The organism is Paucilactobacillus wasatchensis (genome assembly GCF_000876205.1).
GTDB classification, from domain to species: domain Bacteria; phylum Bacillota; class Bacilli; order Lactobacillales; family Lactobacillaceae; genus Paucilactobacillus; species Paucilactobacillus wasatchensis.
On record NZ_AWTT01000030.1, the window covers coordinates 1 to 24,828 of the forward strand.

The window sequence follows — 24,828 nt, forward strand, 5'->3', positions numbered from 1 at the left end:
AATCCAGTAATTCCAAGTGCATCTTTGATAGAATCATCCATGAGAGATAGTTCCTTTCTGGAAAAGATAGGTGCAGGCTATCTTCTCTTTTTTTGTCTGTATATAAAAATGTTACCAATATATGTTCACGAAGTGAACACCTATCAGTACCAAATATTGTAGAACCCCTTTTAGTCTAATAAAAAGCTTGGTAAGTTTTGCTTGCCGGGCTTTTTTTCATACATATACAAGTTTAACGTGGACAGATGTTTACAATTCGCCCGGCTTACGTTAAACTAAATGGGTATGCAAAATTAAGCATTTAATAATTTACTACTGTTATGGAGGAAATAAAATGTCAGCAAAATGGGAACGCGATGGCGATACCAACAAAGGGACATTAACATTTGATATTGATGTCGACACAAGAAAAAAAGGAATTGATCAGGCTTTTGCTAAAACAAAGAAAACCTTGACTGTTCCAGGTTTTCGTAAGGGTCGAATTCCACGCCAAATCTTTAATCAGATGTATGGTGAGGAAACTTTGTATCAAGACGCATTAAATATTGTCTTGCCAGAAGCTTATGAAGCCGCAATTAAAGAAGCTGGCATTGAACCAGTTGATCAGCCACAAGTCGATGTTGACAGTATGGAAAAAAATCAACCATGGGTTTTAAAAGCTGTTGTAACTGTTAAGCCAGACGTTAAGTTAGGTGATTACAAGGGGTTAACGGTTCCTAAGCAAAACACACGTGTATTGGTCAAAGATGTTGATGCTGAACTTGAAAAGAAACGCCAACAACAGGCTGAACTAGTGCTGAAAGAAGACAAACCAGCTGCCAATGGTGATACTGTTGTGATTGACTATGAAGGTTCTGTTGACGGTGAAAAGTTTGATGGCGGTACTGCTGATAATTATTCACTTGAATTGGGCTCAAATTCATTTATTCCAGGATTTGAAGACCAATTAGTTGGCCATAAAGCTGATGAGAATGTTGATGTCAAAGTTACATTCCCACAGGATTATCAAGCAAAAGAATTGCAAGGCAAGGAAGCACTATTTAAGGTTACAATTCACGAAGTAAAAGAAAAACAACTACCTAAATTAGACGATGAGTTTGCTAAAGACGTTGATGAAGAAGTTGACTCGTTAGAGGAATTAAAGACCAAGACCAAAGACCAACTTAAGGAGCAAAAAGAGCAAGCTGCTCATGATGCTATTGAAGAAGCTGCGATTGGACAAGCGGTCGATAACGCTGAAGTTAAAGAGATTCCACAAGCAATGTTGGATGATGATACTAATCGACAAATGCAACAATACTTGGCTAACATGCAACAGCAGGGTATCAATCCTGAGATGTACTTCCAAATTACTGGTACAAAACAGGAAGACTTGCAGAAGCAATTTGCTGAAGATGCTGAACGACGGGTTAAGACCAACTTAGTATTGGAAGCGATTGTGGAAGCTGAAGGAATCAAACCGACAGACAAAGAAATTGCTGCTGAAGTTAAAGACTTGGCACAACAATACGGAATGGAAGAAGATGCTGTTTCTAAGGCATTGACACCAGATATGTTGGCACATGATATTGCTGTTAAAAAGGCAGTTGATATGCTTAGTGATTCGGCTAAACAAGAAAAGACCTCTGCTAAAAAGAGCACCAAAAAAGATGAAGATTAGAGTTTAAACTCGTATATTTTTGGGGAATGTTCAATCAATTGATTGGGCATTCTTTTACTTTGATAATGAGTCAATTATTCGTATTTAGTTGTCCATTCTGCTATGATACACACAGTAACTTATTAGGAGGTTTCGCTAGATGTTTGAAGATACCGATGGAATGGAATCTGTAAACTGTTCATTTTGTGGTAAATCACAAGATCAGGTTAAAAAAATTGTAGCCGGTCCAGGCGTTTATATCTGTAATGAATGTATTGATTTATGTAAGGAAATTATTGATGAAGAAATTGCTGAAGACTCAGCACAAGCCTTGCTAGATGTGCCCACTCCAGCTGAAATCGTGACCAAGCTAAACGATTATGTGATTGGTCAAGAAGATGCTAAGAAGACACTTTCTGTTGCTGTCTATAATCACTATAAACGGGTGAATGAAACTGCCACTCAAAGTGATGATGAAACTGAATTACAAAAAAGTAACATTAGTTTGATTGGCCCAACTGGTTCAGGAAAAACATATTTAGCACAATCACTGGCACGGATTTTAAATGTACCGTTTGCAATTGCTGATGCAACCACATTAACAGAAGCTGGATACGTTGGTGAAGACGTTGAAAATATTATTTTGAAACTTTTACAGTCAGCTGACTATGATGTTGATCGAGCTGAAAAGGGAATCATCTATATTGACGAAATTGATAAAATAGCTAAAAAAAGTGAGAATGTATCAATTACGAGAGATGTTTCTGGTGAAGGAGTGCAACAGGCTTTGCTAAAGATTTTGGAAGGAACCATTGCTAACGTTCCGCCTCAGGGTGGTCGTAAGCACCCACAACAAGAATTTATCCAGGTCGATACTAAGAATATATTATTCATCGTTGGTGGCGCGTTTGACGGCATTGAAACGATTGTGAAGGAGCGGCTAGGAGACAAGACAATTGGATTCGGTTCTAACTCGCGTGAGATTGATGAAGTTAGCGATAAAAACATTTTGCAACATGTTGTTCCAGAAGACCTATTGCAGTTTGGCTTAATTCCTGAGTTCATCGGGCGGTTACCGATCCTGACAGCCTTACAAAAACTAGACGAACATGATTTGGTGCGAATTTTAACTGAACCAAAGAATGCACTGGTTAAACAGTATCAAAAGTTAATTCGGATTGATAATGCTGAATTAGAATTTACTGACGGTGCGCTAAAAGCGATGTCACATTTAGCAATTAAGCGAGATACCGGTGCTCGGGGCTTGCGTTCTATTATTGAAGACGTGATGCGCGATGTGATGTTTGACTTACCAAGCCGTAAAGATGTTGAGAAAGTAATTATCAATAAGCGGAGTGTTAATAAACACTCTGAGCCAGAGTATGTGTTGAAGGAAAAAGCTTCATAAAACTGGTCTCTGGATTAAAAATAGGCTTCATTAGCGCGATTCTTGGACGAATCTGCGTTAATGGAGCCTTTTATTTGAGTAAACTGATGTGCCATTCACGTGATATCTTTGTTAGAATGGACACAGTAAATTAATTTGGAGGCTGTTATGGAAGTTCAAGAAGTGCAATTAGTAATGAGCGCAGTATCACCGACTCAATATCCAACCACAGGTTACCCAGAAATTGGGTTGGTTGGTCGCTCCAATGTGGGGAAATCATCACTGACTAATACGCTGATTAACCGTCGTAGTTATGCGCGAACCTCCAGCCAACCTGGAAAGACAAGGACACTCAATTTTTACGAGGTTGAGCATCAATTGTATTTTGTTGATGTCCCTGGTTATGGGTACGCAAAAGTTTCTAAACAAGAACGGGCTAAATTTGGCACGATGATTGAAACCTACCTAACACAACGGGAAACGTTGAAAGGGGTTGTTCAACTGGTAGACGGTCGGCATGCACCGTCGGATGATGATGTTTCAATGTATCAATGGTTGCAATATTATGACATTCCAACGTTAATTGTGGCTACTAAAATTGACAAGGTTAAGCCTGGTGTTCGTAATCGGCAAACTAGTTTGATTACTAAAACACTAGGTTTGAAGGGATCAACCACCGAATTAATATTATTCTCCGCCCAAACCAAATTAGGTAAAGACGATGTGTGGCAATGGATTGAAACTAAAATTGGAGGAACCAAATAATGGAATTTAATGACTATCAAAAAGCAGCTAATCGGACCCTTTATGGCAATGAACAAGTACTAACTAATTGTGCGCTCGGACTTGCCGGTGAAGCGGGGCAGGTAGTTGATTTAGTTAAGAATTACACTTTTCGCGGGCAGAAACTAGATCGTGATGAACTTGTTCATGAAATGGGAGATGTTCTTTGGTATCTATCTCAAGTAGCACAATGGGCTAACATTCCATTTGATGAAGTTGCCAAAACAAATATTGATATTTTAAATAATCGTTATCCAGATGGCTACCAAAAATAAGTGTGTTTTTTAGTAAAAAAAATAAGCTCAATAGGCCTATCCTAAAATTTGATGATTACTTTATTTAGTGTCGTCATCGTCTTTTTTGTCATTTTTCTTTTGTTTGGTTTCATTTGGTTTTTTATCCGGTTGTTTGACAGCTTTCTTTTTAGGATCAACTGCTAAGTCATCGAATAATTTTTCCAAGTTAAGCTCACGGCGAACGATGAGTCCCATAAAATCAGTCCTTTCAACAATATGACAGAAATTTTAAGTTGGTCTTATGCTAGCATGTTTACAATAATTTGTAAATATATTCACTTTACATTGCATATGGTCTGATTAAATGCATAAATAGGATAAAAAATGAAATAGTATTGCATAAAAAAGCATTTACTAGTATAATGATGTTTATTGAATAACCAAACGTGAAGTGTGACGATTGGCAAGGGGGAATTAACATTGGAAAATGAAGCTATGATTGAAGTAAAGAAATTGCAAAAAGTTTATAGTGATAATACTGTGTTAAAAGACATCACGGAGGAAGTTAAAAAAGGGCAAGTAATTTGTGTTATTGGCCCTTCAGGAGCTGGTAAATCAACCTTTCTTCGATGCCTTAATTTACTTGAACAACCCACCAATGGGCAGGTTTTATTTAAGGGAACAGATTTAACTACCCTTGATGAAAAGCATGTGAATGAATTACGAGAAAAAATGGGCATGGTATTTCAGAGCTTTAATCTATTTCCTAATATGAATGTAATTGAAAATTTAAAGTTGGCTCCGATAAAGGTTAAGCACATGAGCGACGCTGATGCGACTAATGTGGCCAAAGATCTGCTAACAAAAGTCGGCTTGGCTGAAAAAGCGGAAGCTTATCCAACTAGTCTTTCAGGAGGACAGCAGCAACGGGTTGCGATTGCGCGAGCGTTGGCAATGAACCCAGAAGTGATGTTGTTTGATGAACCCACTAGCGCGTTAGATCCTGAGATGGTTGGTGAAGTGCTGAAGGTAATGCACGATCTAGCCAATGATGGCATGACAATGGTCGTTGTGACCCATGAAATGGGCTTTGCCAAGAGTGTGGCGGACAAGATTTGGTTTATGGCAGATGGTTATATTCAAGAGTCAGCCGATCCTGATACATTTTTTAATCACCCACAAACAGACCGAGCAAAAGACTTTCTAGAAAAAGTTTTGCAAGCTTAAGAAATTAGTAACACTTCAATTTGAATTGAAGTGTTTTTTTTGCGAAAAGGTGTTCGATAACATATAATGGGATGCAGCAAAATAAAACGGAGGGGTTGCAATTGGCAAGTGAATACTTAGAACATAAGCTAACATTATTACCACCACTACCCGGTTGTTACCTGATGAAAAACATCAATAGTCAGATAATCTATGTAGGAAAGGCTAAAAATTTACGTAATCGCGTTAGATCATACTTTAAAAGTAGTCACGAGGGCAAGACCGCACGATTGGTGTCGGAAATTGCTGATTTTGAGACAATTGTGACAACCACTAATAAAGAATCATTTTTACTTGAAATTACGCTAATTCAAAAACACCAACCGTATTACAATATTAAACTGAAACGTGGCACTGGCTACCCATACATCAAAATTACCAATGAACGGGATCCCCAGATCTTAATTACGGGCGATGTTAAAAAAGATGAGGGTTATTACTTTGGTCCCTATCCGAACGTTTATGCGGCTGAAGAAACATTACATTTCATTCAAAAAGTATATCCACTTCGACGGTGCAATGGTTACCAGGGACGACCGTGTTTGTATTATCACATGGGTCAATGTTTGGGGGCCTGTTTTAAAGAAGTCCCTGAGAAAACATATCAAGACCAAATCGAGCGAATTAAATCATTTTTGAGCGGTAATACAAAGGTGATCAAAAAGCAATTAGCTAAGCAAATGCAAACAGCCGCCGTTGAAATGCAATACGAACGTGCGGCAGAATTACGCGATCAATTGCATTACATTGAAGTAACGGTCGAAAAACAAAAAATTATATCTACTGATAAAACGCCACGAGATCTATTTAATTTTTATATGGATAAAGGCTGGCTTTCGATTCAAGTATTTTTCATCAGACAAGCGCGCCTAATGAAGCGTGAAAAAAGGCTATTTCCTATTGTCGACTCGGCGGAGGAAGAAATGGCCAGTTTCATCATGCAATTTTATAATCGCAAAAATAATGTATTACCCCGTGAAATTTTAATTCCGGCTGGTTTACCGGCACAAGAAATTAGTGAAATTTTAGGGATTCCAGTAAGAACACCACAACGAGGTGAAAAACGAGATTTATTAACAATGGCCCAAAAAAATGCCCAGCTCGTATTGGAAGAAAAATTTAGATTGCTGGAATTAGATGCACGAAAGACAACCGGCGCGATGCAAGAAATTACTGATGCATTGGGTTTACCAGCTGGACATAAAATCGAAGCGTTTGACCATTCACATATCCAAGGCGCGGATCTTGTATCAGCAATGGTTGTATTTACTGATGGGCAGCCTAATCGAAAGCTATATCGCAAGTATAAGTTAAGAACGGTGGACCATGCTGATGAAGCAGCTAGTACAGCTGAAGCTATTCGCCGGCGTTATTCGCGATTATTAAAGGAGCATCACCCTATGCCGGACATGATTTTTATGGATGGTGGAGACATTCAAATGAATGCCGCTAAAGACGTGCTAGAAAATGAATTGAACCTTGCTATCCCAGTAATTGGCATGGTTAAAAATGAACATCATAAAACGGCTGACTTACTATTTGGTGCAACGGATCAGCACATCAATTTGGATCCAAAAAGTCAGGGATTTTATTTAGTACAACGAATTCAAGACGAAGTGCATCGATTTGCCATAACCTTTCATCGTCAGGTTCACACAAAACATTCACTTAGCTCACGATTAGATGAAATTGCTGGTGTTGGACCAAAGACGCGGAATAAATTATTAAAAAAATTTGGTTCAATCGCGCATATCGCTGAAGCTTCAATTGATGATCTGCATCAATTAGGGATTCCACAACCAACTGCACAGTTAATTAAAGTTTCGTTGCAAAAAAACGTACAGGTTGCTCGTGGCAGCAGTCACGACTAACTTTGACGTTTAACGTAATATCGCCTATACTAGACCTTTATGACACTTAAAAACGGAGAAAATAAAATATGTTTGTAGATCAAATTAAAATTGAAGTTCGTGCTGGTAAGGGTGGCGACGGGATGGTAGCATTTCGGCGCGAAAAATATGTTCCTAATGGTGGTCCTGCTGGTGGTGACGGTGGTCGCGGCGGTAGTATCATTTTAAAAGTTGATGAAGGACTACGGACACTGATGGACTTTCGGTATCATCGTATTTTCAAAGCGGACAATGGTGGTAATGGCATGATTAAGCAAATGACCGGTCGTGGCGCTCAGGACACGGTTATTTCCGTACCACAAGGAACAACGGTGAAAGATAGCACTAATGGTCAAATTCTTGGCGACCTGGTCGATCAAGGAGACCAACTAGTCGTTGCAAAAGGTGGTCGTGGCGGTCGTGGTAATATCCGTTTTGCCAGTCCTAAAAATCCAGCTCCTGAAATGGCTGAAAATGGTGAACCAGGTCAGACAATGAATCTGGAACTGGAACTAAAAATGTTAGCTGATGTTGGTTTAGTTGGTTTTCCTTCAGTTGGAAAATCGACTTTATTATCGGTGGTTACAGGTGCAAAACCGAAGATTGCTGAGTATGAATTTACAACGCTAGTTCCTAATTTAGGAATGGTGAAACTAGACGATGGTCGTGATTTTGCAATGGCCGATTTACCTGGTTTGATTGCCGGGGCATCAAAAGGGGTCGGGCTGGGATTACAATTTTTACGCCATATTGAACGAACACGGGTATTATTGCATTTAGTAGATATGAGTAGTGAAGACGAAAAACAAGCCATTACGCGTTTTGATGCCATTAATCATGAACTCGAAAGCTATGATCCAGAGTTGTTAAAACGGCCACAAGTGGTGGTGGCAACAAAAATGGACCTACCAAATGCAGCCGAAAATTTAGTTATTTTTAAGCAACAACTGGAAAAGGATCAAACATTAGACCAACAAACACCGGTGATTTACCCGATTTCCGCAGTTACTCATCAAGGGTTGACAACATTATTGCAGTATACTGCAGATTTACTTGATCAAACGCCAGCCTTCTTGATTAATGATGATACAAAGAGTGACGAAACTAGTGTCTATAAATTTGCAGACACAACGCCTGATTTTCAAATTAGCCGTGATAGTGATGGTATTTGGCTATTAACTGGTGAGAAATTATTAAAATTATTTGAGATGACGGATCTGCAACACGAGGAAAGTTTGATGAGGTTTGCCCGTCAATTACGGGGAATGGGCGTTGACGAAGCACTACGACAAAAGGGTGCCCAAAGTGGTGATACAGTTCAGATTGAAAAATTCACGTTTGAATTTGTTGAATAGCCTAGCCTAACAAAATATATTGATTATCTAATCGGTAACCGAATAAGGGTTGGGTGGATGTCTGAAAATAAAGAGATGATTGCGGATTTGTCTGACGGCAGCGTGCTTTGAACTGTGCTAGGGTTAGCACGGGTAGACGATTGTTATCAATCAAAATTAATTTGTCTGTTCCAGAGAATATAATCTCTGAAATGTTAAATCGGTGGGCGTCTGTTTCTACTTGTAGGATCAATTGACCATGTAGTTCACTGGTTGAAAAAGCAAAATCAATTAATTTCATTACAACCTCCCTTAGCTGTATTCCGTAAGCCGCTCTATTATTAAATATGATAAACTAATTATAATGATGAAATTGAAATGACACAAACGAAATGTGAGTAAGGGATCATGAAATAATGCAAATTGAATTTTTAGGAACCGGTGCAGGTTCACCTAGTAAACAACGAAATGTAACCAGTGTTGCCTTGCGTTTGTTAGAAGAACGTAATGCAATTTGGTTATTTGATGTTGGTGAAGCAACCCAACATCAAATTTTGCGTACTACAATTCGACCACGTAAAATTGAAAAAATATTTATTACTCATTTGCATGGCGATCACATTTTTGGGTTACCAGGATTGTTAAGCTCGCGCTCATTTCAAAGTGGTGAGGGAGCATTGACGATTTACGGCCCGCGTGGTGTAGCTGACTTTGTCAAGATCAGTTTACGGGTTAGCGAAACTAAATTGGGCTATCCAATTAAATTTGTCGAATTAACTGATCCGGGAGTAATTTTTGAAGATCAAACTTTCAAGGTGGTTTGTGATAAATTGGATCATAAGATCGAATGCTTTGGGTACCGTGTGATTGAAAAGGATCATCAAGGTGAATTACAAGTTGAAAAGTTGAAAGCACTCAATGTTCCTTCAGGACCGGTGTACGGTCGTTTGAAAGCAGGTCAAATGGTTGAATTACCCGATGGTCGAACTTTAAACGGAAAAGATTTTATTGGTGCTGCACAGCCGGGACGAGTGGTTACTATTTTGGGTGATACGCGTAAAACGGAGAATAGTGTGGCACTAGCGCAAAATGCCGATGTGTTGGTACACGAAAGTACTTTTGCCAAGGGTGAGGGCAAAATGGCACGTAATTATTATCATTCTACCAGCGTACAGGCAGCACAAATTGCAAAAAAAGCGCATGCTAAAAAGCTATTATTAACACACATTTCGGCTCGATACACTGGTAAGTTAGCTAATGACTTAGCCTACCAGGCACGAGAAATATTTCCAGCAACACAAGTAGTGAATGATTTGGATTTAATTGATATTCCATTTGATGGCGTCAAAACAAAATAGGAGGTGGTAACATGCAGAAACGACTACGTGAGTTAAGGGTGTTAAAAAACAGAGTTGTTTTAATTACAGGTGGTTCCAGTGGTATCGGCGAAGCAACAGCTTATGAAGCAGCCAAACGCGGTGCAATCGTGGTTGTATGTGCGCGGCACCTAGATCAACTCGAAATAGTGGCTAAACGTTGCCTTATTTTATCCGGTCGGCCTGCATTTGCGTACCAACTGGATGTGGCCGATCCAGATAAAATTGATTCTGTTTTAGCAACCATTAATCATGAAGTTGGAAGCGTGGATGTGTTAGTGAACGCGGCTGGTTTTGGTGATATGCAGGCTGCAGTGGCGGAAAATTTGCCGACCATGGATAAAATGGTGCGCGTGAATTTATTAGCACTGATGTATTTGAGTCGATGTGTAGCAAAAGAAATGATGGCGAAAGGCCGCGGCGTGATTATTAACGTTGGCTCTATTGCTGGCAAGATTCCAACTCCAAACAGCAGCGTCTATTCGGCAACGAAAGCGGGTGTGATTAACTATGATAATGTACTGCGGATGGAGTTATATGATTATGGCATTCAGGTCATTACCGTTAATCCAGGTCCCGTAGCTACGCATTTTTTCGATCAGGCCGATCCAAAGGGGACATATATGGCACATTTGCCTAGTGCATTAGTGCTTCATCCGGCAGTTGTTGCCCGTCGGATCTGGAATAGTGTCGGTTATCCTGTCCGTGAAATTAATATTCCACGATATTTCTCGGTAGTTGCATTAGGGTATCAACTATTTCCTGGTATTGGAGACTGGGCAATTAAGAAGTTCTTTGCATTTAAATAGAATTATTAACCACATTTTGTGGTATACATACAATTAGAAATGGTGGTAGTTCAGGTGATTTCATCGCATTACCAATGGCAGTTAGCACAAGTCAATAACTCAAAGTTAGCAGATCAATTGGCGCAAGAATTTAAATTAGCGCCTGTGGTTGCACAAATATTAATTGCACGTGGATATGATTCAATTGAAAAAGTGGATCGTTTTTTGCATCCTAAAATAACGGATTGCTACGATCCTTTTTTATTGCATGACATGCACCAGGCAGTAACTAGAATTCAAAGTGCCATTGAAAAAGGAGATTTAATTACGGTATATGGCGATTACGATGCTGATGGTATCACCAGCACTGCAGTAATGTTTGAAACATTATTGACGCTTGGAGCTAATGTTAACTACTATGTGCCAAATCGATTTTCTGATGGTTATGGACCGAATACCGCAGCATTTAATCGACTGATTGATGCGGGAACTCAATTAATTATTACTGTTGATAATGGTGTTTCCGGCAATGCTGCGATCGCTGCCGCTAATGAACGACAGGTTGATGTTATTGTGACTGATCATCATTCGTTGCCACAAGAATTGCCAGCTGCATATGCAATCGTACACCCACGTTATCCTGGCTCTGATTATCCATTTGGAGATTTATCGGGTGTGGGGGTGGCGTTCAAAGTTGCATGGGCACTGTTGGAAGAATTTCCGGTTGAACTGTTGGACTTGGTTTCAATTGGTGAAGTAGCTGATTTGGTATCAATTACAGATGAAAATCGAATCTTAGTCAGTTTTGGGTTACAACAATTACGCACTGGTAGCAGAGTTGGAATTCATGAATTAGTTAAAGTTGCTGGTCTAAATGAAACTGAATTGACCGAAACTAACATTGGTTTTGGGATTGCGCCACGCTTAAATGCACTCGGCAGAATGGGCGATGCTAATCCAGGGGTTGAGTTACTGACCACACTTGATGAAGAAGTTGCAACAAAAATGGCCCAGCAACTTGAACAAAAAAATAACGAACGACAAGAATTAGTGGCCCAGATCACTGAACAGGCGCTCGACCAGGCCAATGATGAAGAAAACATTGCTCGTAAAACACTAATTATTGCAGGTCAAAACTGGCATGAAGGTGTGCTAGGGATCGTGGCCAGTCGGTTGGTTGAACAAACGGGTAAGCCAACACTAGTGTTAAATGTTAATGCTGAAAGCGGGATTGCCAAAGGCTCTGGTCGTAGTGTCGCAGGATTGGATTTGTTTGCGGCCATCGATCAAAAAAGGGAGTTAACCGTGGCCTTTGGTGGTCACGAAATGGCAGTAGGTTTGTCTGTACCAGTTGACAATATTGAGGCTTTGAAAGATCAACTTGAGGTTGCAGCAATTCAACAGCAATTTGACACTGCCGCAAAACAAGTATTAGCCATTACTGCCAAAATACCAGTTGATGATGCTGATTTGGACTTGTTTGATCAAGTAGAACAACTGGCACCGTTTGGTAATGGTAATAAGCGACCGTTATTTGAGATTCAAGCGGAGCAGATTCAAAATGTTAAAACAATGGGAAAAACCAATGCACATTTAAAATTTGATTTAATGGGTGTTAAGCAAACTTTGACGGCGATTGCATTTAATCATGGAACGGCGGCAGCACAAATCAATGCTGGTAATAATAATTTGGCGGTTGTTGGGACGCTCGATGACAATGTGTGGCACGGCAATCACAATATCCAGTTGATGGTTAAGGATTTTCAATTAGCAGGTACCCAAATTGTTGATTGCAGGACAAATCATTTAGCCGCACAATTGTTTACTGACGATAGTTATTATTTATTTTTCAACCAGCAATTAATGCAAAAACTGGCAGATTATACGACTACAAAAAAGATTTTATTGGTCAGCGACTTATCCGCTGGCCAGTTAGCTGATCAATCAGTTACTGTTGTGGATTGTCCACCAAATTTGGCTGCGCTTGTGGCCGCATTTAAATTGGGTGGACAACCGTCAATCATTAAAATGTTGCTGTACCAACCGCATAGCGTCTATTTAAGTGGAATGCCCGATCGCCAAAGCTTTGCTGTGTTATATAAGTTTGTGCGGGAACATCATGATGTTAATGTACATGATCAATTAAAACTATTAAGTGAATACTTGAAAATTGAACCAGAACAACTGATTTTCATGATTCAGGTGTTTTTTGAAGTTGGATTTGTTAAAATAAACCATGGTATTTTAAATGGTGTAACTAACCCACCGACTGTTGATTTAAAAACAAGTAAGGTTTATCAGCAGCGAGAACAGTCAATGATCGCTGAAAAAACGTTAATTTATAGCGACGCACCAGCGATGCGTCGTTGGATGAATGAAAATATGAGTGCCGATTAAAGGAGAACTAATTAATGACATTAAATTTAGAAGATTATATTGCAACAATTCCGGATTATCCAGAAAAAGGAGTTATGTTCCGGGATATTTCACCGCTCATGGCTGATGGGGAAGCATACCGCCAAGCAACCAATGAAATTGTACAGTATGCTCGTGATAAAAACGTCGAAATGATTGTTGGACCAGAGGCGCGTGGCTTTATTGTTGGATGTCCAGTTGCTTATGAACTGGGCGTTGGTTTTGCCCCAGCACGGAAAAAAGGCAAGTTACCGCGTGAAACTATTAGTGCTACTTATAACTTGGAATACGGCACAGCCGAATTGCAGCTACAAAAATTAGCAATTAAGCCAGGACAGCGAGTGCTAGTGACGGATGATTTATTGGCCACTGGTGGGACAATTTCTGCCACGATTGAGATGGTTGAACGACTCGGTGGTATCGTGGTGGGAACTGCATTTATCATTGAATTAACGGATCTTCATGGCCGCGATAAAATCAAAGATTACGATATGTTATCACTAGTAACTTTTTAATTAAAAAAAGGCTGGGAAAATTTATTTTCCTAGCCAGTAGTTTTAATTTGTTAGAATGCCTTACCGGTATACCCTTGGGCGGGTAACTTGTTGAAATCGTAACTAATTAGGTCATCGATTGACTTAGTATAGTAGTGTCCGGCCTGGCTTACCATTAGGTTTAGCGGTTCATCCTTTTCCTGCAGTAGAATGATTGGTTTTTGCATTTTATAAGCATAACCGATTTCAAAGGCGGTGCCGCTATCAATATTTTCATGGACGAAATCCGTAACTGCAACGATGATGTCTGCCCGATCTATTTCAGCAACGTCCTTGGTAAAAATTGACTTGGCCCATTCAGGTGAACCAGCGTTGACACTATCGTCGTTCTCGTCGGAAAGCCGAGGGCTAAAAATTGTACCGGCAGTTTGATTTGCTGCTAAAGCTTTTTCGACTTTGGTAATTCGTTTAATTTGAGATTCGCTAAAAAATGGTCCAGCTAAGTAAATATTTTTCATTATGTCACTCCTTTAGAATAGTTGGTGGTTTCATTGTAACCAATAATTCAAGTGGGGACAACAAAAAAACAAAGAGGTAAAATTATGATTTTTCTGGTTGTGATTGCAGGATTGGTGTTAATTTTAAGTGGCTTTTATTTAGTCAACTCATGGCAGCAGTATGGTACATGGGTCTGGCCAACTTTTATGGTAGTTGTTAGTTTTGCGTTGACCGTCTATGGGGTTTGGAATTTACCTGTTTGGTCTGGAAATGACAGCAATCAACAGACGAGCTCACAGACCACCAGTAGTCAAGCAGCCACTTCTTCGTCATTTTCACAACCAAATAACACAGGCTTAACTGGTCAAACGGCTGCTCAGTCTGCAGCAACGGCCCAACAAAATGTCTTAACTCAGTTAAAGAAGAATTATAAATCGATTGGTTCAGTTACATTTGATCAAAAAACAAAAACTTATGAAATTCAACCTTCGGACAGTAATACTGTCAAAGCTTTAAATTACGTTATTAGCACGCCTAGTAAAGCCAGTGATGCTGGTTGGGGTACTTTAACTAAGAGTATTAAAACTACGTCGAAACAGCTTAAAAAGGCCTTAGGGGATGGTTATTCAATTAGCATGATGGAACCAGATAATACTGCTAAGGCAATGTATACGGTTAAAGATGGCAAGACGACATATGATATTGCTAATTAAGATAACCTAGAGTTAATTTGATTCCCGTAATAACAACAATCAAAGGACGGTTTCGATGAAGAAATATAATCAGATCGAAGATTATCTTGCGGATTTGGCACCAATGCAATTAGAGGTGGTACAAATCATGCGGGAACTATTGTTAGATGCTGCGCCTGGAGCTAGTGAGGTTATTTCGTATAACATGCCTGCTATCAAGCAAAACGGTCAAGTATTAGTCTATTTTGCTGCCACCAAAAGCCATCTCGGTTTTTATCCGACTGCTGCGCCAATAGTTGCGTTTGCTGACCGGTTGCAAAACTATGAGACTTCGAAGGGGACAATTAAAATTCCTTATGATCGCCCACTGCCAGTTAAATTAATCCGTGATATCGTGGCTTACCGAATTGGCCAAGCAGGTGGTGCAAAAAAATAGAATCGTAAAAAGGGGTTTAACCGTCATCTGGTTAAGCTCCTTTTAGACGCTGGGCACACCGAATCAAAATCGGAAGATATATTGTAATGGATTAGCAAATATTCAAACGGATTGGACTTTAACTCCAATCCGTTTTTTATTTTTATTCATGACCATAAGCACGCCGCGGGTCATACCATGATCAAAAACGTATTTGTTGAAACATTCATAATCAGGAATGCTAAGTATTGCTGGTACTTCTGGTTTAGTAAACGTAACTGCAACAAGCCTGTATTTGGTGCTAATACCCATCATTGTGGTCTCAATTGCTCGTAAAGCAACATTTCCGGAACTTAAAAAGCGAGCGTTAGCTGTGGTAATTTGTAGTTTGATTCGGCCATTAAAAATTTCTACATTATCTAATGTGCTGGCATTATATGTAACAACCACAGATGTGGCAGTCACACGGTTGTTAAAAAAGATTTTATAAGGGGTCATCTGCACTGCTCCTTTGAATAAAATAAAAGGTTTGGAGATTGTCACCAAACCTAATAAAATAATTGAATTTTGCAGTTAAAATATAACAATCTTAGTCAAGAATCAATTATTTAAAAATATTATGGTTCATATAAGAATCGTAACATAATTGATACTCATCTAGGAAGGATTAACCTCAGCAATTACGAAAAAAAGTTAATTCAAGTTTTTCGAACGATGCTTGTTGAACAGTTCAGCCGAAATGATTAGTAATAAAATAACAAAATTAAGTAGTGAAATCAAAGCGCTAATGTGGAGTAGCGGCGTCGAATAGACCAGTTTAATGTGGTTTTGGCCGCGAGATACGGGGATGCCGATGAACGCATCATTTACGCGAGGTAACTTGGTTGTTGATCCAGCCAAATGCCAACCAGCTGAGTATGGAATAGTGGTTGCCAGAATGCCAGCCTTTTTGGCTTGGTATGTGGCAGTCACTTCATTTTTATTGATCTTAATATTTTTGGCAGCAGTATTTTTATTGATTGCTCGGGTTGCTGCATTTTTTGTTGGCACTGCCCAAAGAGTTAGATCGAATTGATACTTACCACTGGTTGGCAGCGTTAGGGTAATTAAGTTATTTGATGATTTGATAGTGCCTAAGTTGAGTGTAGTTGATGTCTGTGGGTCATAAAACGATAAGTTGTCGTTACCCATTTGTTCAAAGACGTTACTTGTTTGCCCATAGCCAAGTTGAATACTAAAAGTACCCGTATTACCACTCATACTGGTTGCGTTTTTACGAAGCCAATTTAATTTAAATAATTGGGAACTATAACGTAAGTCAGTATCTTGGCCACTCAACATCATGGCCTCATTGTGCGTTTTAATATAATTGTTGGTTGCATTTTGATAGCGTTGGGTTAGGCTTCCCGCTGAAAATGAAATATTGGTTAGACGCGCATGTAGTTCGTAGCCTTTTATATTTTTTTGCTCTGAATCGATTGTCACATAGGGAGTAATAGAAGTTGTGGGCATGGTGACTGAGACATGCTTTTTGGTAGTTGTAGCACCATTCAGATAGGAAAATGGAATCTTAACTACTTTATTTAATAACGTTTGATCAACATTTGCCTTAGCTTTATTTGTTACTGTATTGGTAATCAATGCAGTTTCTCTTTGACTTGGATCGAGTTTGCTAAATTGTTTTTTGCTCATTATTCCGGCTGATTGATAAATTAATGGCATTGTTTTGGTAGTGGTGAGTAGTTGTTGAGCGTTAGTTATCTCACCGTTGACTTCATAACTGGTAGGTGAAAGTTTGGTAGTAGTGTTTTTAAAAAAGCGAGCAACGCCAAAATATTGCAATAAAAGGGAACGATAATCACCTGTATTTGTGACATCGTTAGGATTACTGGTATTATTTTCAAGGTCGTTGTTTAGTTTCTCCAGATAGTTATTTTGTAGTGACCAATAACTGTTGATGTTGTTGGTTTTAGCTAAAATGGGCAAATTATCTGCTGGTGCTTTGCCTAAATAGTTTCCCAACTGGTTATCAATTAAGGAACGTAATAAACCAGCTTTTTTGGTAGTGGCTGGTGTTATCTGCTCTTTGGTCTGTTCGTAGGCTTTTTGTGCGGTGGTCAACTGTTGTGTGGCAAACGAGGTCATGAGCATGGTATCAGCTTGTGAAAACTGATTAGCATGGCGATCACGCATGATGATCACACCGTTGGCACATGTCAGAATTAGTACAATCATGGTTACAGTTTTGCCGGACATTTTGATTGCATGGGCACTGTTGGTCAAAATTAATAGGATGACAAAGCAGGCGTAGATGATCAACACCCCACCTAAATCAAACTTAAAACTAAAACTATGAGTAATAAATAAGCTTGCTGCCACGATGAGACCCATGCTGGTGAACACAATGATATCGCGACGATCAATCGTGTTTAGATTATCTAATAGGTAAATAACGGCAACTGCAATTGGAAACATAACCAAAAAAGTCCAGCGGTTCGATGGAGATGAGCCACCATTCATTAATGCACCCAAAAGTGGCACCAATAAAATAATGACACTGACCATGAATGTGAGATTGATTACCAGATACTGGCGAAAGCGGCGCAGCGACCAGAGCACAGCGATGATCCCAATGGCTAAGATACCGCCAGTGACCCAGTAAGGTCTGGAGTAGTTGCTGAGAGCCATTCCTGGTAAGGTGAGATAATAGGCTAACGGGTACAGCGTCATACCGTTAGCTACTTCACTACTAGAACGGGCAGAGACCATTAATTGGTAAAAGGATGGGATAAAGAGAATCGCGCTTAATCCAATACCACCAATGACACTGAGTATCAATTTTATATTTAAAATGAAATCACGCAATTGTGGCTTGGTAATCAGCAAGATCAGCCAATAGATGACCATACCAAGTCCCATTACCGCACCCAGATAAAAGTTATTAAATAAAGTCCAGGCAGTCATAACGAACAGAGGAACAATTCTGCCGGTGGTTAAGGCGGAATTAATTGAGTAGATTAGCAGCGGTAAAATAATAAGTGGATTTAAGAAAAAGGGATGGGCGAAGGTGACATATGCACTGTAACCAGAAAAAATATACACAAAACTGGCTACCAAAATGGAACTTGATTTTGCTCGTGGTAATAATCGCTTGGCAGAGAAGATGAAGGTAACACCACATAAAAATAGGCGCAAGACAGTAAAAATTGAATAATAAGCAGCCATGTGCGCTTGTGAAAAGAAAATAGATGGATAGGTGAAGATGTCGCCCATTACGTAGTATGAAAGCACTTGAAATGTATCGGAACCTAAGCCAATGTTCCAATCCCATTGAGCAAAGAGGTGATGATGAAATACGAGGCCGCGTAATAATCGACGCCAATAAAGCAACGCAGGGTAATGTTGGGCGATGCCATCTGAATTCCAAATAAGGGTTGATTTAGAAATTGGCACGACGGCAAATACTAAGGTTCCCACGACGAGGAAACACAAAAAGTAATTTAAATAAATGTTTTGTTGCAATTTATGACGTAACGACATATTAATTAACGACCCTTTAATTTTTTAGATTCGGAATTTATTTGATCATACCCGCCATTTTATCGTATTTATGGGCTATTGGTCAAAGTTAGTTTCACCGGATGTACTAAAAAAGAGTCTGACAGGATTGTAACGGACTGTCAAACTCGGATCGTTTGTAAAAATTATTCTATTTCTTCGACCGATGATGCTGAAAATTTACTTTTTAAGTAGGTAATCACTGCAGGTAGCAATGAGACGCCAATAATTCCCAAAATGACGAAGGTGAAATTGTCTTGGACAAATTGTAGGTTACCAAAGAAAAAGCCGGCTAGGCAGCAAATAAGCACCCATAACAGGCCACCTAAAATATTATAGAACGCAAATTTGCGGTAATTCATTTGACTTCCACCGGAAATAAATGGAGCAAACGTTCTAACAAACGGCATAAACCTGGCAATGACAATGGTTTTACCACCATGTTTATTAAAAAATGCTTCCGCCTTATCAAGCTTTTCTTGATTGAGCCAGCGAGAAATCAAGGAATTGCGACTCGCCATTAAACTGGTATGCTTACCAATTTCATAATTGAGCGAATCTCCTAAGACCGCTGCTAAAAAAAATGTGAGAAGTAGCCAACCGAGGCTTAGGTTAAATGCTTGATTAGCTGCTAATGCACTGGCAGCGAACAAAAGAGAGTCACCAGGTAGAAAAGGTAAAATAACAACACCAGTTTCAATAAAGATAAGTAAGAATAAGATTAGATAGGTGCTAGGGCCGAATTGATTTACAATTGTGATCAGATGTTGATCAATGTGCATAATAAAATCGATTAATTGAGGCATATAAGTCTCCTATTTTAAAGTGTAGTGTGATCAGTTAGTAAGTAGAATCATACAGATTTTGGTGTCAAAAGTAAAGACTATTGGCTCTAATTTATCATTTCTAAAAGAAAATCGTGTCCAGACAGATTCATAAATGATGCAACGAAGTTAATTTATCAGTTTTAGTGGGAAAATGCTTTTCAATTTTGAATTGGTAGTGTAAACTAAGAATTGTTGTTTGCCCGAGTGGCGGAACTGGCAGACGCGCAGCGTTCAGGTCGCTGTATGGGTAACCATGTACAGGTTCGAATCCTGCCTCGGGCATAATATAAACGGGATCAGCATTTCAATTAAGAATGCTGATCCCGTTTTAGTTATACTTTGTTATTCCTCTGAAAAATTAATCAGTGTTCCGTAACCAGTTACAACCAAAAATTTGGGGGCAACTTGCAATTGTGCAACCTCAGTATTAAAACTGATATTGATAATTCCATCAGCACCTGCATCAATTGCTTTTTGCTTCATTTTTTCTTCCACATCAGGAAATAGTTGGTCCATTGATTCAAATGCATCAATTGTTTCTGAGGTGAGCATCAGGTGACTAGTAGCATTCACAATTCCTGTGATGGTGTGTGGTTGAGTGATGTTACCGGTAGTTAACAACATAAAATTCATCTCCAATTATTAAGCAAGACTAAAATGAGAAAGTTTCAGCAAAAAAATGATAGCTTAATTGCTGCCATAATGTAGATTTCACTCTACTAATATCTACTGTGATTTTATCATATTTTGTTCAATCAAAAAACGACTGCATTCACAGTCGTTTTTTATGATTTTATTGCTTATTTTTTTCTTTTTCCTTTTTGGCACGATTTTCAGCATCTTGGAATCCTGATTTAACAGGATACGTCAGTCGGATCGTGGCTGGAATGATGACTGGAATGATAAAGACTAAGATAATCAATCCGATAATCACGGCCATGGCCACCTCAATTAAGGTTGGCACACCTGATGGAATTAGAGCGGCAAATGTTCCACTAAGAATAATTGCTGCTGAAATAACCACGGTTCCAATGATGCTGGCAGATTTTACGATTCGCTCAGATGGCATTAGATTATCACGTCCGAATTCACGATACTTCATCATTACGAAAATACTGTAATCAACCCCGAGGGCGATCAACATGATAAATGAGAAGAACGGTGTATTCCAGGTTAGCATGTCTCGTCCTAAGAACAAGTGCGTAAACCAACGAGTCAAGCTCAGTGAAGTCATGTAAGCCATCATCAGTGTTCCGAGAATATAAACTGGTTGCAGCAATGAACGGGTGACAAAGATCAAGGCGAGGAAGATTCCGATCAGCATGATAGCTGCAGTTCGAACAAAGTCTTGACTAGCGATTCCTTTAATATCAGCCAGTGAAGATGATTGTCCGCCCATGGCCACCGTTGCGTTCTTTAAATCAGTACCCTTTAGGTTCTTCTTAGCTGTTGTGGATAAAGCACGCACCTTGCTCGTTGCTTTTGTATCACTTGGATTAGTTTTCAGTACAATGGTAATTTTGGCTGATTTTTTATCCTCAGATAGATATGCTTTAACAGCTGGTTTGTACGATTTACTGTGCAAAACAGTGCTTGGAACATAGTATGAGTCAGCAGCGGCCGATTTTTTTAGGGCTTTTAGATAAGTTCCACCAGAGCCAAGACCAGTATTAACTTCATCAATACCAGATGTTATTTTTGGTGATTCCGCGGCTAACTGATTGATACCTGTGTTGATTTGAATCAGTCCAGTTTGACTAGTACCCAATGCAGATTGGATCTGCGTCAAACCACTAGTTAACTGTTTTAATGCGGTTGTTGCGCCAGGCAAAGCTGTGTTAGAAGCCGTGGCGAGTTGATTAACCTGCGTTTTTAAAGTCGAAACCTGGCTCATCATACTCTTCAATGAAGATGCTGAATTGCTAACGCTAGTCATTGAACTAGCCAAACTCTTATCGGCATTGCCAGCTGCCTGGATATTTGTGGCAACTGATGACAGTGAACTTTCTAACGACTGCGTCTGTTCATCCAGGGCACCTGCAATGACTTTGTTTAAAATGGCCTGCTGCTGTGCATTCAAATTTGCACCATTTTGATCAGCAGCTGCGACTATCTTAGCTGCAGAACTAGTAGAAGAAGAATTTTGACCCTCCAGCGCCTGCAGTGTATTACCAGCAGAGGTTAAGTTTGTTCCAATGATTTTAGCCTGGTTACCAACGTTAGTTAGTTCAGATGTTAATGCTGAGGTATCAACAGAACTGCCAGATTGTTGTAGGACAGCGTTTAACTGTTGAATGCCACTATTAATTTCTGGCAAACCAGTCTCTAGTTGAGCAATTTGAGATGCGTTACTTCCAGATAGTTGACTATTTAGTTGCGATGTTAACTCAGCGACACCATCGACTAATTGCTGGCTTCCAGTTGACAACTGACCCAAACCACCAGTCATTGCTTGACTACCGGTGGATAGTTGGCCAAGCCCTTTTTGTGCCGAGGTTAGACCAGACGTCACAGTGCCGAGCTGATTTGAAACGTAAAGTTTCTTAACCTTAGTACCGCCAGGTTGAGTGACTGAAGCAACCGTTTTGACAGCTGGATCGGCTTGAATTTTGCGGGTTAGTTCATCAATTAATTTCAAATCTTTTTCATTATCAAGTTTGTGATTTGACTTAATGTAAAGAGTTGAGGGTTCAGCAGTGCCCTTAGAAAAATGTTCCTGGACCGTTAAAAATCCTTGTTTTGAAGGTGTTGTGTTACTAATTTCATCCGTATCATCATAATTTAATTGATTATTGAAAGTGAAATAAAATGGTAACATCAGGATTAAAATAATCAAAATTGAGATAATCGGGTGAAGCGCTGAACTACTCGACAAGCGATGCCAAAGTGAACTGGTTCCTTCACCATCAAAGTTTTTAGATGGCCAAAACATTTTTTTACCAAGGACAGCCATAAAAAATGGATTGAGTGTCAATAAAACGACCAATAACACTGCAACGCCAACTGCAACACCAATGGCTGATTGATAAATCGAAAACTTCGCCAACCCTAAGGCCGAAAAACCAATCAGAATCGAAGAGCCGGAGTACAGGATTGTTTTGCCAGCAACTCGGCGGGCTCGTTGAGCGGCCTTCCAATTTGATAAACCGCGACTGAGTTCGTCTTTAAACTGGTTGTATAACAAAATATTATAATCTGTCCCAATTCCAAATAAGACAATCACCATAAATACTTGGGTAAAATTAGAAAATGGAAAATTAAATTTATCCACGAGGTTGGTCACGATACTCAAAGAAGTAATGAAAGAAACTCCAACCGTCAATAACGAAATTAATGGAACGATTGGGGAACGGAAGACGAGAACCAGAACCAAAAAGATGAAGATCACTGAGATGATTTCTGTTTTCTTGATTCCTTCTTGGATAGCCCCAGAAAAATCGTCGTTTAAGATATCGGAACCGGTGATGTAGGATTTAACGCCACTAGTTTTAATCGATTTAGTGAGTTGCTTATTAATGTTGCTGATAGTTCCATGTTTCTTGCTGATCATCAGCTGCACTAATTGAGTGGATTTATCCTTAGAAATTAATTGAGCTTTAGTTTCAGCGTTGTCGTTTGGAGCAGTGATACTTTTAATGCCATATTTGGCTTTATGCTGCTTCAATTCATTTATGGTTGCTTGAACTTTGCGCTTGTCGGCGCTTGACATCGCATTGTTGCCATTATTAAATACGGCCACGACTTGATAGGTATTTCCTTGATGGTAACCCCATTTTTTCTGAATTGAATCTGCGATTTGACTTTGTGAGTCTTTAGGCAGACTAATGGTGGAATGGTCGCGGGTCAATTGATTGATATTCGGTAACATAAAGATAGCCAAGATAACAACTAAGATCCATGCTATTAGTGCGCCAAGATGATTTTTTAAAATTTTTGCCAATGTTGCTCCTCCTCTACTACTAGTACATTCCTATGCCAAAGATTTACTAGGGGTAATAATACGTTCTATCATTTGATGGTAACTTTTGGTTGCACTCCCATATGTTTCATCTTTATAAAATTGCGATGTTTCTATAAAAACAAATCCCAATACAGAGCCAATCAATGCATGTGAATAGGGTGCATCATCATGAACTTCGATATGAGACGAATCAATTACCTGATTTAACAATGCGACTAGCTGCAGTGCGGCATTGTTAAATTCCGAATCTTTAGGGGCCTCATGAAGATGGAAAATAATCATTGCTAATGAACCTTCTGCAATTAAAAACTCACGGGCAATATCAGCAAATCTAATTAAAGCTTCTTTACCGGAGAGACCAACAATGCCGTCGATTATCTTTTGCCGCAGTTGATTAATTAGGTGAGCACCAATTAATGCAATTAACTCGTCTAAATTAGAGATATAGTTGTACAATGATTGTGTTCGGATGTTGAGATCATGAGCCAGTCGCTGCAGCGTCAAAGCTTTGAGCCCATCATTTCTGACGATATCAACTGCGGTTTGCAACACTTTATCGCGATTTAAACTTCTTTTCTTAGTCATTTGTATGCACCTTTCATGAAAAACTAGATCACTATAACACTACTAAATGGAGAAATCAATCTACAAAATGTAGTTTATGAATAAAGAGGGATTAAAATGGTAAAAGATTGTGTTTTTTGTCAAAAGAAACCAAAAGAATATTTAGTGGAAAATGAGTTTAGTGCCGCTTTTTTTGATTTTGCGCCGGTAACGCAAGGACACACGCTTGTGATACCTAAACGACATGTTGAACAAATCTGGGAATTAAGTCCAGAAGAACGCCAATCTTTATGGGAATTAATTGAACAGGTTAAGCAATATTTAGATCAACATTATCAACCTGGTGGGTATAATCTGGGGGTTAATGCTGGTGCAGTGGCGGGCCAAAGTGTGATGCACTGTCATATCCACGTGATTCCGCGCTATGCTAATAATGCAACTGTTGTTCCAGGAGTAGAAAATTTAATTCCACCGGCGCATTAATGATTGTTATTGAGAAGTAAAAACGTTTACTTTACCAGTGATAAGAGATATATTATAGGTGATTAAACTACTATTTTAAAGGGGATTAGCGTCATGGCAGACCAGGTTGTGTTGGACAATCAATTATGTTTTCAAATCAATCGAGCGCATCAACTATTCAATCACTTCTACCAAGCGCCACTAAAAAAATTTAATTTAACGTATGCGCAATATACGGTACTAC

Annotated in this window: 23 protein-coding genes and 1 tRNA gene; 15 read left to right on the top strand and 9 right to left on the bottom strand. The window is 39.2% G+C overall.

Annotated features, from left to right (window positions below; translation table 11 throughout):
• The first annotated feature begins 334 nt into the window (after positions 1–334).
• From tig to WDC_RS06115, 4 genes are all read left to right on the top strand, one after another.
• On the top strand, positions 335–1,660 hold the full coding sequence (gene tig / locus WDC_RS06100) for a trigger factor (protein WP_044010991.1): 1,326 nt from the start codon (positions 335–337) through the stop codon (positions 1,658–1,660).
• Between the two features lie 139 nt (positions 1,661–1,799).
• The gene (gene clpX, locus WDC_RS06105) at positions 1,800–3,047 is read left to right on the top strand and encodes an ATP-dependent Clp protease ATP-binding subunit ClpX (RefSeq protein WP_044010992.1); all 1,248 of its coding nucleotides are present in this window, start codon (positions 1,800–1,802) and stop codon (positions 3,045–3,047) included.
• 147 nt (positions 3,048–3,194) lie between these two features.
• Complete coding sequence (gene yihA / locus WDC_RS06110; protein ID WP_044010993.1) at positions 3,195–3,791, top strand: ribosome biogenesis GTP-binding protein YihA/YsxC; 597 nt, start codon at positions 3,195–3,197, stop codon at positions 3,789–3,791.
• The gene (locus WDC_RS06115; RefSeq protein WP_044010994.1) at positions 3,791–4,084 is read left to right on the top strand and encodes a nucleoside triphosphate pyrophosphohydrolase family protein; all 294 of its coding nucleotides are present in this window, start codon (positions 3,791–3,793) and stop codon (positions 4,082–4,084) included. Before yihA ends, WDC_RS06115 begins: the two co-directional genes overlap by 1 nt.
• 60 nt (positions 4,085–4,144) lie before the next feature.
• Here WDC_RS06115 and WDC_RS09735 read toward each other — a convergent pair whose 3' ends face one another.
• Positions 4,145–4,300 carry an SPJ_0845 family protein gene (locus WDC_RS09735; protein ID WP_191978657.1) on the bottom strand — a complete coding sequence of 52 codons (156 nt, stop codon included), beginning with the start codon at positions 4,298–4,300 and terminating at the stop codon, positions 4,145–4,147.
• Positions 4,301–4,540: 240 nt separating this feature from the next.
• Here WDC_RS09735 and WDC_RS06120 point away from each other — a divergent pair, with 240 nt between their 5' ends.
• The 3 genes from WDC_RS06120 to obgE all read left to right on the top strand — a co-directional run bounded on the left by WDC_RS06120 (position 4,541) and on the right by obgE (position 8,555).
• Positions 4,541–5,272, top strand: coding sequence for an amino acid ABC transporter ATP-binding protein (locus WDC_RS06120; RefSeq protein WP_156127011.1), 732 nt, complete (start codon positions 4,541–4,543; stop codon positions 5,270–5,272).
• Positions 5,273–5,373: 101 nt separating this feature from the next.
• Positions 5,374–7,182 (top strand): excinuclease ABC subunit UvrC, encoded by a 1,809-nt coding sequence (uvrC, locus tag WDC_RS06125; protein WP_044010996.1) that lies wholly within the window; start codon positions 5,374–5,376, stop codon positions 7,180–7,182.
• A 68-nt stretch (positions 7,183–7,250) separates the two neighbouring features.
• Positions 7,251–8,555: a GTPase ObgE gene (gene obgE / locus WDC_RS06130; protein ID WP_044010997.1), complete on the top strand. Its 1,305-nt coding sequence runs from the start codon at positions 7,251–7,253 to the stop codon at positions 8,553–8,555.
• A 1-nt stretch (position 8,556) separates the two neighbouring features.
• Here the strand turns inward: obgE and WDC_RS06135 are convergent, their stop codons facing one another.
• On the bottom strand, positions 8,557–8,835 hold the full coding sequence (locus WDC_RS06135; protein WP_044010998.1) for a hypothetical protein: 279 nt from the start codon (positions 8,833–8,835) through the stop codon (positions 8,557–8,559).
• Between the two features lie 115 nt (positions 8,836–8,950).
• Between WDC_RS06135 and rnz the strand changes: the two genes are divergently transcribed.
• Genes rnz through WDC_RS06155 form a run of 4 tightly spaced genes read left to right on the top strand, consistent with a single transcriptional unit; the run spans position 8,951 to position 13,628 of the window.
• Complete coding sequence (rnz, locus tag WDC_RS06140) at positions 8,951–9,892, top strand: ribonuclease Z (protein WP_044010999.1); 942 nt, start codon at positions 8,951–8,953, stop codon at positions 9,890–9,892.
• An 11-nt stretch (positions 9,893–9,903) separates the two neighbouring features.
• Positions 9,904–10,719 carry an SDR family NAD(P)-dependent oxidoreductase gene (locus WDC_RS06145; protein ID WP_044011000.1) on the top strand — a complete coding sequence of 272 codons (816 nt, stop codon included), beginning with the start codon at positions 9,904–9,906 and terminating at the stop codon, positions 10,717–10,719.
• 54 nt (positions 10,720–10,773) lie between these two features.
• On the top strand, positions 10,774–13,095 hold the full coding sequence (gene recJ / locus WDC_RS06150; protein WP_044011001.1) for a single-stranded-DNA-specific exonuclease RecJ: 2,322 nt from the start codon (positions 10,774–10,776) through the stop codon (positions 13,093–13,095).
• Positions 13,096–13,109: 14 nt separating this feature from the next.
• Complete coding sequence (locus WDC_RS06155; RefSeq protein ID WP_044011002.1) at positions 13,110–13,628, top strand: adenine phosphoribosyltransferase; 519 nt, start codon at positions 13,110–13,112, stop codon at positions 13,626–13,628.
• A 50-nt stretch (positions 13,629–13,678) separates the two neighbouring features.
• Here the strand turns inward: WDC_RS06155 and WDC_RS06160 are convergent, their stop codons facing one another.
• The gene (locus WDC_RS06160) at positions 13,679–14,125 is read right to left on the bottom strand and encodes a nucleoside 2-deoxyribosyltransferase (RefSeq protein WP_044011003.1); all 447 of its coding nucleotides are present in this window, start codon (positions 14,123–14,125) and stop codon (positions 13,679–13,681) included.
• Positions 14,126–14,209: 84 nt separating this feature from the next.
• Here WDC_RS06160 and WDC_RS06165 point away from each other — a divergent pair, with 84 nt between their 5' ends.
• Together WDC_RS06165 and WDC_RS06170 are read left to right on the top strand one after the other, a co-directional pair.
• The gene (locus tag WDC_RS06165) at positions 14,210–14,818 is read left to right on the top strand and encodes a hypothetical protein (protein ID WP_044011004.1); all 609 of its coding nucleotides are present in this window, start codon (positions 14,210–14,212) and stop codon (positions 14,816–14,818) included.
• A gap of 55 nt (positions 14,819–14,873) precedes the next feature.
• Positions 14,874–15,233, top strand: coding sequence for an iron chaperone (locus tag WDC_RS06170; RefSeq protein ID WP_044011005.1), 360 nt, complete (start codon positions 14,874–14,876; stop codon positions 15,231–15,233).
• A gap of 102 nt (positions 15,234–15,335) precedes the next feature.
• Here WDC_RS06170 and WDC_RS06175 read toward each other — a convergent pair whose 3' ends face one another.
• The 3 genes from WDC_RS06175 to WDC_RS06185 all read right to left on the bottom strand — a co-directional run bounded on the left by WDC_RS06175 (position 15,336) and on the right by WDC_RS06185 (position 19,576).
• Complete coding sequence (locus WDC_RS06175; protein ID WP_044011006.1) at positions 15,336–15,710, bottom strand: hypothetical protein; 375 nt, start codon at positions 15,708–15,710, stop codon at positions 15,336–15,338.
• A gap of 195 nt (positions 15,711–15,905) precedes the next feature.
• Positions 15,906–18,752 (bottom strand): YfhO family protein, encoded by a 2,847-nt coding sequence (locus WDC_RS06180; protein WP_044011007.1) that lies wholly within the window; start codon positions 18,750–18,752, stop codon positions 15,906–15,908.
• A 164-nt stretch (positions 18,753–18,916) separates the two neighbouring features.
• The gene (locus WDC_RS06185) at positions 18,917–19,576 is read right to left on the bottom strand and encodes a VTT domain-containing protein (protein WP_044011008.1); all 660 of its coding nucleotides are present in this window, start codon (positions 19,574–19,576) and stop codon (positions 18,917–18,919) included.
• A 219-nt stretch (positions 19,577–19,795) separates the two neighbouring features.
• On the opposite strand from WDC_RS06185, the gene WDC_RS06190 reads away from it, so the two are divergent.
• Positions 19,796–19,879, top strand: a tRNA-Leu gene (locus WDC_RS06190).
• A 60-nt stretch (positions 19,880–19,939) separates the two neighbouring features.
• Here the strand turns inward: WDC_RS06190 and WDC_RS06195 are convergent.
• From WDC_RS06195 to WDC_RS06205, 3 genes are all read right to left on the bottom strand, one after another.
• Positions 19,940–20,221 (bottom strand): YbjQ family protein, encoded by a 282-nt coding sequence (locus tag WDC_RS06195; RefSeq protein ID WP_044011009.1) that lies wholly within the window; start codon positions 20,219–20,221, stop codon positions 19,940–19,942.
• Positions 20,222–20,390: 169 nt separating this feature from the next.
• On the bottom strand, positions 20,391–23,537 hold the full coding sequence (locus tag WDC_RS06200; RefSeq protein WP_044011010.1) for an MMPL family transporter: 3,147 nt from the start codon (positions 23,535–23,537) through the stop codon (positions 20,391–20,393).
• 30 nt (positions 23,538–23,567) lie between these two features.
• Complete coding sequence (locus WDC_RS06205; RefSeq protein ID WP_044011011.1) at positions 23,568–24,143, bottom strand: TetR/AcrR family transcriptional regulator; 576 nt, start codon at positions 24,141–24,143, stop codon at positions 23,568–23,570.
• 96 nt (positions 24,144–24,239) lie between these two features.
• Here WDC_RS06205 and WDC_RS06210 point away from each other — a divergent pair, with 96 nt between their 5' ends.
• Complete coding sequence (locus tag WDC_RS06210; RefSeq protein WP_225349626.1) at positions 24,240–24,605, top strand: HIT family protein; 366 nt, start codon at positions 24,240–24,242, stop codon at positions 24,603–24,605.
• Positions 24,606–24,828: the final 223 nt, after the last annotated feature.